The 8,494-nt window shown below is 69.7% G+C and carries 8 protein-coding genes and 2 tRNA genes; all 10 read left to right on the plus strand.

Annotation, left to right across the window (positions count from 1 at the left end):
- On the plus strand, positions 1-911 hold a 911-nt coding region (locus C7C56_RS07415; protein WP_267874672.1), incomplete at its 5' end, for an SbcC/MukB-like Walker B domain-containing protein.
- Between the two features lie 268 nt (positions 912-1,179).
- On the plus strand, positions 1,180-1,392 hold the full coding sequence (locus tag C7C56_RS07420; protein ID WP_106756816.1) for a hypothetical protein: 213 nt from the start codon (positions 1,180-1,182) through the stop codon (positions 1,390-1,392).
- A gap of 235 nt (positions 1,393-1,627) precedes the next feature.
- Positions 1,628-2,704, plus strand: a complete 1,077-nt coding sequence (locus C7C56_RS07425) for a methyltransferase (protein WP_106756820.1) — start codon at positions 1,628-1,630, stop codon at positions 2,702-2,704.
- Between the two features lie 65 nt (positions 2,705-2,769).
- Positions 2,770-2,846: transfer RNA gene (locus C7C56_RS07430), tRNA-Met, on the plus strand.
- 248 nt (positions 2,847-3,094) lie between these two features.
- Positions 3,095-3,171, plus strand: a tRNA-Met gene (locus tag C7C56_RS07435).
- A 182-nt stretch (positions 3,172-3,353) separates the two neighbouring features.
- Positions 3,354-3,596 carry a hypothetical protein gene (locus tag C7C56_RS07440; RefSeq protein ID WP_106756817.1) on the plus strand — a complete coding sequence of 81 codons (243 nt, stop codon included), beginning with the start codon at positions 3,354-3,356 and terminating at the stop codon, positions 3,594-3,596.
- A 138-nt stretch (positions 3,597-3,734) separates the two neighbouring features.
- A complete protein-coding gene (gene dbpA / locus C7C56_RS07445; protein WP_106756818.1) occupies positions 3,735-5,144 on the plus strand; it encodes an ATP-dependent RNA helicase DbpA in 1,410 nt (469 codons plus the stop codon).
- Between the two features lie 243 nt (positions 5,145-5,387).
- Positions 5,388-6,662, plus strand: coding sequence for a type VI secretion system-associated FHA domain protein TagH (tagH, locus tag C7C56_RS07450; protein WP_106756819.1), 1,275 nt, complete (start codon positions 5,388-5,390; stop codon positions 6,660-6,662).
- Positions 6,655-7,449: a PP2C family protein-serine/threonine phosphatase gene (locus tag C7C56_RS07455; RefSeq protein WP_229458344.1), complete on the plus strand. Its 795-nt coding sequence runs from the start codon at positions 6,655-6,657 to the stop codon at positions 7,447-7,449. Before tagH ends, C7C56_RS07455 begins: the two co-directional genes overlap by 8 nt.
- A partial coding sequence (locus C7C56_RS07460) for a serine/threonine protein kinase (protein ID WP_146204331.1) occupies positions 7,449-8,494 on the plus strand: 1,046 nt, incomplete at its 3' end. The genes C7C56_RS07455 and C7C56_RS07460, both read left to right, overlap by 1 nt.

The following is an 8,494-nucleotide window of genomic DNA, read 5'->3' on the forward strand; positions in this document are numbered from 1 at the left end:
CCGACAAGCTGGCCGCCTGGCTGGGCGCGTTCGGCGCGGACCACCCCGGATCCGAGGCGCTGGCCCGGTCCGGACTGGCCGCCATGCTCGCGCAGCCGGCCGGCCAGATGGCGCGCGAGCGCGCCGAGTTGAACGCGCTTGACGGCGCAGAGGCGAACGCGGCGGCGGTTCTGGCCGAACGCCGCGGCCAGCGCGAGCGGCACGCGGCCGAGCTGGCGCGAACGGAGGGCGTGGAGGGCGCCGGCGCGGCGGCGGCGGCGCTCGACGCGGTGCAGGCCGAACGCGCGGCGGCGCAGGAGGCGGCGGCCGCGCTGCGCCTGCAACTGGCGCAGGACGACGCCCGCCGGGCCCAGGCCGCGTCGATCCTGGGCGAACTGGCGCAGCAGCAGGTGGTTGAGCGGCGCTGGGGCCAGCTTAGCGAGCTGATCGGATCGTCCGACGGCAAGAAATTCCGCAACTACGCGCAGCAGTTCACGCTCGACGTGCTGCTCGGCTACGCCAACAGCCACCTCGGGCAGCTGGCCAGGCGCTACCGGCTCGAGCGCGTCCCCGGCGCGGCCGGGCCCTCGCTCGGGCTGCTGGTGCGCGACCTGGACATGGGCGGCGAGGTGCGCTCGGTCAATTCGCTCTCGGGCGGCGAATCGTTTTTGGTCTCGCTGGCGCTGGCGCTGGGGCTGGCCTCGCTGTCGTCGAACCGGGTGCGGGTCGAATCGCTGTTCATCGACGAGGGCTTCGGCAGCCTCGACAGCGAGACCCTGCGCATCGCGATGGACGCGCTCGACGGCCTGCAATCGATGGGCCGCAAGGTCGGCGTGATCTCGCACGTGCAGGAGATGACGGACCGGATCGCGACGCGCATCCTGGTGCAACCGAACGGCGGCGGCACGAGCAGCGTCACCGTGCAGCAATAGCTCTGCAACAAAAAAGCCTGCCTCAATCATGAAATATTCCCAAACCGGGGTCAGACCCCAGTTACGAAATTTTCCGTAATTTTTGGTTTCCCTCCTATGAACCCAACTGGACTAGGGGAAAAATTCCGTAACCGGGGTCTGACCCCGAATGTGAATTGTTTCTTGGTTGCATGGGTGGACCGGGCCCCGTTGCCCGTTGCGCCGCCGGCGGCGCCGGGGCGGGGCGGGTGATAAAATGCGCGTTTTTCCGAACCCAGGAAGCGCCATCATGCTTAAGCCCGCCCGTACCCTCACCTTCAAGTGCGAAAAATGCGCCAAGTCCGTCAAAGTTTTCCTGCAGAAGGTCTCGGCCTGCTCGCACATCCAGCCCTACCAGGGCCTGTGCGCCTGCGGCGAACTCAAACGCCACGCCACCGGCAGCAAGGAGGCGGTCGCGTCCTACCTCGCCTCGGCCGACGGCCAATGGTCGCACCACCACTGATCGCGCACGCCCCTGTAACTTCAATCAACGCAGCATCAACGCAGCCGGCGCCCCGGCGCCTTCCCTTTTTCCGACTGAGCCCCATGCCCCGACTCCACGCCACCCGCGCCGCGCGCGCCGCCTCACCGACCCTCCCGCGGAGGCCGGCGTGACGGGCGCCGCGCCGGAAGCGGCACGCATCAGCTGGACCGAGGCGGGCGAGCAGCGTTCGGCCCGCTGGCGCTCCGAAAGCGGCATGCCGGCACCCAAAAGGGTCGTCATCGCCGACGACAAGACGCCCGCCGACCTGGCCTACCGCCTCGCCTGCGAGGGCACCGCCCTGCTCTGGCGCGGCGACTTCCAGAACGCGCGCCAGTTGCTGCAGGCGCTCGCGCGGCGCGCCGACCACAAGGGCGACAAGGGCAAGCGCGCCAAGGCGCCCAAGCCGCCCGCCAGCGCCGCCGAGGCCTTCCACCTGCACCGCCAGGCCCAGTCGCAGCGCGCCCGCACATTGGCCATGCTGCTGGTGCCGTTCGAGGCCGACTACACCATCCCGCTGCGGCGCGCGCCCGACGTCAAGCTCGTCTGCAACGAGGCCTACGGCCGCGGCGAGGAGCCGTTCGTCAGTTCGCTGCGCGAGCTGCTCGGCCTGATCGGCGCGCACGAATGGCGCAAGAACGGGGTCGAGATCGCCGCCCTCGGCGAACGCATCCATCCGCACTACGGCGTGTTCTCGCCGATCCGCGGCGAATACGTGCAACTCGTGGCCGAGGCGCCCCTGCCGCCGCGCGCGCGCCTCGCGTTCGACATCGGCACCGGCACCGGCGTGCTCGCCGCGCTGCTGGCCCGGCGCGGCCTCGCGCGCGTGCTCGCCACCGACACCGACCCGCGCGCCCTTAGCTGCGCGCGCGAGAACCTGCTGCGCCTGGACCTCGGCGCGCAGGTCGAGCTGATCGCGGCCGACCTGTTCCCGGCCGGCCGCGCCGACCTGATCGTGTGCAATCCGCCGTGGCTGCCCGGCCGCCCGAGCGCCTCGATCGAAAGCGCCATCTACGATCCCGACAGCCGCATGCTCAAGGGTTTCCTGGCCGGCCTGGCCGCCCACCTCGAGCCCGGCGGCGAGGGCTGGCTGATCCTGTCCGACCTCGCCGAGCACCTCGGACTGCGCCCGCGCGAGCAACTGCTGGCGCTGTTCGAGGCCGGCGGCCTGGCGCTGGTCGCGCGCCACGACGTGCGCCCGACCCACCCGCGCGCCAGCGACGCGGACGACCCGCTGCACGCGGCGCGCGCGGCCGAAGTGACGTCCCTGTGGCGCCTCGTGGCGAAGGCCTGATCCAGGCCCGGTGCGCGGCGCGCGCGCCGGTTTGCGCGGAGCGCTGATCTGTTATATAATCCGACTGCGGGGTGGAGCAGTCTGGCAGCTCGTCGGGCTCATAACCCGAAGGTCACAGGTTCAAATCCTGTCCCCGCAACCAAACATGCAGCAGCTAAAGCCGCCCTCCAAAACAGGAGCGCGGCTTTTTTGTTCGCCACCGCTTTTTTGTTCGCCACCGCTTTTTTGTTCGCCACCGCTTTTTTGTTCGCCACCGCTTTTTTGTTCGCCACCGCTTTTTTATTTAACGCCGCGTTCACGCCGCAAGCGCATCGCCACGCGCCGCCCCCGCCTTTGCCCTCATTCAAGCGCCTCCATTGCAAGGCCGGCCGCCAGCTGTTACAATTCGCCTGCGGGGTGGAGCAGTCTGGCAGCTCGTCGGGCTCATAACCCGAAGGTCACAGGTTCAAATCCTGTCCCCGCAACCAAACACAGTGTGAACATTGAGCCCGACTCCTGCAGCCGGGCTTTTGTTTTCTGCGGCGCCTTTTTTGCGGCGGCCGCGGCGCGCCACGGGATTTACTTGAAAGGGGGCCGCTGCCTCAAGCACCATAAGCGGCCCCGCTAGCGGCGCGCCCGGTTCCGACCGCCGCGCCGGCGCGAGAACGACATGAGAGACAAAAAAGATAACGCCACGTTTGACCTGCCCGGCTTTGGAATGGCGCCGCTCGCGCCGCTGACCGCGGCGGCCCCGCCCCAGCCGCCGTCGACGCGCACGCCGCGCCCGCGCAAGGCCGGCCTGAAGCAGGAGCAGCTCGAACTGCTCGACCCGACCGACACCAGCGGCCTGCCAGTGTGGCGGCGCGACGACAACACCGACCTGAGCGGCCTGCCGGTCTGGGCCGCGGCCTGACCCCGGCGCAACCGGCGGCGCGGCCCTCGGCGGCGCCGCGTCCGACCACCGCGCCCGCCCGCCTGTTAGACTTGGGCCGGTTCCAGTCGCCCCCATTCCGCTGCCCCCTTCCACCGCCCTTTTGCCGGCCCCGCCACCATGAATCCAATCGCCTTCTCGACCCTGCCGCTGACCGCCCCCTTCCTAGCCAACATCGACTCGCTCGGCTACCACATGATGACCACGATCCAGGAGAAGAGCCTGCCGCACGTGGTGGCCGGGCGCGACCTGATCGCCCAAGCCAAAACCGGCAGCGGCAAGACCGCCGCCTTCGGCATCGGGATCCTGCACAAGCTCAACCCGGCCTGGTTCGCGGTGCAGGGGCTGGTGCTGTGCCCGACGCGCGAACTGGCCGACCAGGTCGCCGGCGAGCTGCGCCGCCTCGCGCGCGGCGAGGGCAACATCAAGATCCTGACCCTGACCGGCGGCGCCCCGATGCGCCCGCAGATCGCCTCGCTCGAACACGGCGCCCACATCGTGGTCGGCACCCCGGGCCGGATCCGCGACCACCTCGGCCGCGGCACCTTGCAACTGAACAATGTGCAGACGCTCGTGCTCGACGAGGCCGACCGCATGACCGACATGGGCTTCTACGAGGAAATCGCCGGCATCGTCAGCGCCTGCCCTTCGCGCCGCCAGACCCTGCTGTTTTCGGCCACCTATCCCGACGACATCCGGCGCGCCACCGAATCGTTCCTGTCCAACCCGGTCGAGGTGATCGTCGAGTCGCAGCACGACGCGTCCCAGATCGAGCAGCGCTTCTACCAGATCGGCTTCGACGAGCGCGACTTGGCGGTCGGGCGCCTGCTCAAACACTTCAAGCCGGTCTCGACCCTCGCCTTCTGCAACACCAAGGTCCATTGCCGCGAGCTGGCGGCCGAACTGCGCGCCCAGGGCTTCTCGGCGCTGGCCCTGTACGGCGAACTCGAACAGCGCGAGCGCGACGAAATCCTGGTCCTGTTCGCCAACCGCAGCTGCTCGGTGCTGGTGGCCACCGACGTCGCCGCGCGCGGGCTCGACATCGCCAACCTGGGCGCCGTGATCAACGTCGACGTCTCGAAGGACACCGAGGTGCACATCCACCGCATCGGGCGCACCGGCCGCGGCAGCGAATCGGGCCTGGCGCTGTCGCTGTGCGCGCCCAACGAGAAGAAGTGGGTCAAGCTGATCGAGGAGTACCAGGGCGCGCCGGTGCGCTGGCACGCGCTGGACGAACTCGAGGACGACCTGGCCGGCGCGGCGCCGGCGCCGATGGTCACGCTGTGCATCATGGGCGGCAAAAAGGACAAGCTGCGCCCGGGCGACCTGCTCGGCGCGCTGACCGGCGACGCCGGCCTGAGCAAGGAACAGGTGGGCAAGATCAACGTGTTCGAGTTCATGACCTATGTCGCGCTCGAACGCACGGTGGCCGACAAGGCCTTCGCGCGCCTCGCCGCCGGCAACAAACTCGGGCCGGACTTCGGCAACATCAAGGGCCGCAGCTTCAAAATGCGCTTCATCGACGCCTGACCCGCGCGGCGGCGCCCGCCGCCGCCCCCCAGCGCCCCCAGCGCCCACACCACGGCGCCCACACCATAGCCGCGCCCGCGGCCGCCGCCCTATTCCCTTGTATGCAACAATGTGCAAGTATGGACGCCGGAATCATGCACACGCGCGCCAATTCTGGCATTATTGCTGGGAATAAACATCGCTATATTCGAAGGCCGTCCATTCTTGGTTGCACCACCCTATATTTCTGGTTAGTTTACGCTGATGATCAAAATCTCCGTCGCCTCGTATGACAATGTGGTCCCCTCCGTGCCCGTCTCGGCGCTGTTCGGCAGGGAACGAAAAACCATCGGACGCAGGAACGACAACTTCCTCGTCCTGCCCGATCCCGCGCACGAGGTGTCGCGCTTCCAGGCCGCGGTCTGGAGCGACAACTCGGGCCATTTCATGATCAACCTGAGCGATGCGACGCCGATCTACATCAACGGCCAGGAATTTATAGCCGGCAACGAAAGCGCGATCCGCGCTGGCGACCGCATCCTGATCGGGCGCTACCTGCTCGAGGTGCAAAAGGTGGCCGACGAGGCCGGCGACGGCGCCGAACCCCAGATCAGCACGCCCGACGCCGCCGCGGCCCAGCCGCCCCGGCAGCCCAGCGCGCCGGCCCCGGCGCCCGCCGCCGAGCCGCCGCAGGTGCTCCCGCTCGAACTGCTGGCCACCCAGGTCGAGCACACCCTCATCCTGTCGACCGACGAGGTCGCCTCCCTGATGGCGCAGGCGGCCCCGGCGGCGCAGGCGCCCCCGGCGGCCGCGCCCGACCCGCTCGAGGCCGCGTTCGTGATGCCCGAGGCCGAACCCGAACCCGAACCCGGGCCCGCCCACGCGGGCGCCGCCGGGGCGCGGGCCGACGGCGCGCCCCCCGAAAGCGCCGACCTGGCCGCGCTCAAGGCGGCCTTCCTGCGCGGCGCGCGCATCCCGCGCGACGCCATCTCGGCCGAATGGACCCCGGAGCTGATGGAGCTGCTGGGCAAGCTGATGGCCGGCTCGGTGCAGGGCGCGATCGACCTGCTGACGCTGCGCTCGCTGGTCAAGCAGGTGGTCAAGGCCGACGTCACCCAGGTGGTGGTGCGCAACAACAATCCGCTCAAGTTCTTCCCCGACAGCCAGACCGTGCTGACCCAGATGCTGCGCAAGAAGATGCCCGGCTTCATGGAGCCGCTCGAGGCGATCGACGACGCCTACCACGACCTGCGCGGCCACCAGATGGGGGTGGTCGCCGGCACCCGCGCCAGCATGGACGCGATGATGCAGCGGCTCGACCCGGACAAGCTCGACGCCGGCCTCGAGGCGCCGAGCGCGCTCGACGGCCTGATGCCGTCGCGCCGCAAGGCGATGCTGTGGGACCTCTACGTGCAGAGCTACGAGGCGATCGCCGGCGACGCCCAGGACAACTTCAAGACCCTGTTCGGCGCCGACTTCCTGGCCGCCTACGAGAAGGAAGTCGAGAACTTCAACGACCGCGCCGCGCGCCGTGGCTGAGCCGCTGGCAGCGCCGCAGGCGCACGCGCTGACGCTGTCGTGGAGCAAGGCCAGCGCGATCGGCATGCGCGAGTCCAACGAGGACGCGCTCGGCCTGGCCCAGCAGGACGACATGGCCTGCTTCGTCATGTCCGACGGCGCCGGCGGCCACCAGGGCGGCGAGGTGGCCGCGCGCACCGTGCTCGAGGCGGTGCTCGACAAATTCCTGGGCGAGTCGGCGTTCGGCACGCGCGCCCTGCTCTCGTACGTCGAGCACGCGGTGGCGGTGGTGGCCGAGGTGCGCAAGACCGAGGCCCGGCTGCGGGACATGAGCGCCACCGTGGCCACCGTCCTGCTCGACCTGAGCAACCGGCGCGCGGTCTGGGCGCACCTGGGCGACACCCGCATCTACCTGTTCCGCCAGGGCCGCCTGCGCTGCGTCACGCACGACCACAGCGTGGCCCAGCAACTGGTCGACGCCGGCTTCGCCCAGGCCGACCAGCTGCGCGGCCATCCGCACCGCAGCCTGCTGTTCGCCGCCGTCGGCGCCGAGGGCGGCACCCCGGTGGCGGTGAGCGAAGAGGTGCACCAGCTCGAGGACGGCGACGCCTTCCTGCTGTGCACCGACGGCTTCTGGGAATGGCTGCTCGAACCCGACATGGAGCGCACGCTGTCGTCGACCGGCTCGAGCGACGACTGGCTCGCCGCCATGAGCGCGATCGCCGACGCCAACGCGCAGGCCTCCGACAAGGCGCGCGACAACCATTCGGTGTACGCGATCCGGCTCCACGCGCGGGCCGGCGCGTGATGAGGCCGACCGACCTGTTCAGCGGCACCAGCGTCAACCCGCCCGGCACCGGCAGCGAGAACTGCCTGCGCATCGGCACCCGCCTCGACGACTACGAGATCACCGGCATCCTCGGCGAGGGCGGCTTCGGGATCGTCTACATCGCGTTCGACCACGCGCTCCAGCGCAGCGTCGCGATCAAGGAGTACATGCCCGGCGCGCTGGCCGCGCGCGCGGGCGACCAGAGCGTGGCGGTGCGCGCAGCGCGCCACCAGGACACCTTCAACGTCGGCCTCAAGAGCTTCATCAACGAGGCCCGCTTCCTGGCCCAGTTCGACCACCCGTCGCTGGTCAAGGTGCACCGCTTCTGGGAGCAGAACCAGACCGCCTACACCGCCATGCGCTACTACGACGGACGCACCATCAAGGACATCGTCGCGCACAACCCGGAGCTCGTCACCGACGCCTGGTGCCGCCAAGTGATGCGCCAGATCCTCGAGGCGCTCGAGATGCTGTACACGATGAACATCCTGCACCGCGACGTCTCGCCCGACAACATCATCGTGCAGGAGAACGGCGAGGCCGTGCTGCTCGACTTCGGCTCGGCGCGCCAGATCATCGGCGACATGACGCGTGGCCTGACGGTCATCCTCAAGCCCGGCTACGCGCCGATCGAACAATACTCGGGCGACGCCTCGCTCGCGCAGGGCGCCTGGACCGACATCTACGCGCTGGCCTCGCTGATGTATTTCGCGATCGTCAAAGAGGCGCCCGCGACCTCGATCGCGCGCATGGTCAAGGACCCGACCACGCCGCTGGCCGAGCGCGCGCCGGCCGGTTTCGGGGCCGACCTGCTGGCCGCCATCGACAAGGGCATGGCGGTGCTGCCGCAGGACCGGCCGCAAAGCATCGACGCCTTCCGCGCCATGCTCGGCATCGTCGTCGCGCCGAGCCAGCGTCCGCGCGCCGGCGCGGCCATGCAGCGCGCGCCGTCGGCGCGCTCGGTCGAAGCCAAACCCGAACCATCGGCCGGCGCGGCCCCGCAGGCCGCGCCGGCGCGGCCTGC

The sequence above is a fragment of the Massilia glaciei genome (genome assembly GCF_003011895.2).
Taxonomy (GTDB): Bacteria; Pseudomonadota; Gammaproteobacteria; order Burkholderiales; family Burkholderiaceae_D; genus Telluria_A; species Telluria_A glaciei.

What these genes read in the sequence shown, in the direction of transcription:
- C7C56_RS07420 (WP_106756816.1), top strand. Translation starts at nt 1,180, where the DNA reads ATGCTTAAGCCCGCCCGTACCCTCACCTTCAAGTGCGAAAAATGCGCC.
- C7C56_RS07425 (WP_106756820.1), top strand. Translation starts at nt 1,628, where the DNA reads ATGCCGGCACCCAAAAGGGTCGTCATCGCCGACGACAAGACGCCCGCC.
- C7C56_RS07440 (WP_106756817.1), top strand. Translation starts at nt 3,354, where the DNA reads ATGAGAGACAAAAAAGATAACGCCACGTTTGACCTGCCCGGCTTTGGA.
- dbpA (WP_106756818.1), top strand. Translation starts at nt 3,735, where the DNA reads ATGAATCCAATCGCCTTCTCGACCCTGCCGCTGACCGCCCCCTTCCTA.
- tagH (WP_106756819.1), top strand. Translation starts at nt 5,388, where the DNA reads ATGATCAAAATCTCCGTCGCCTCGTATGACAATGTGGTCCCCTCCGTG.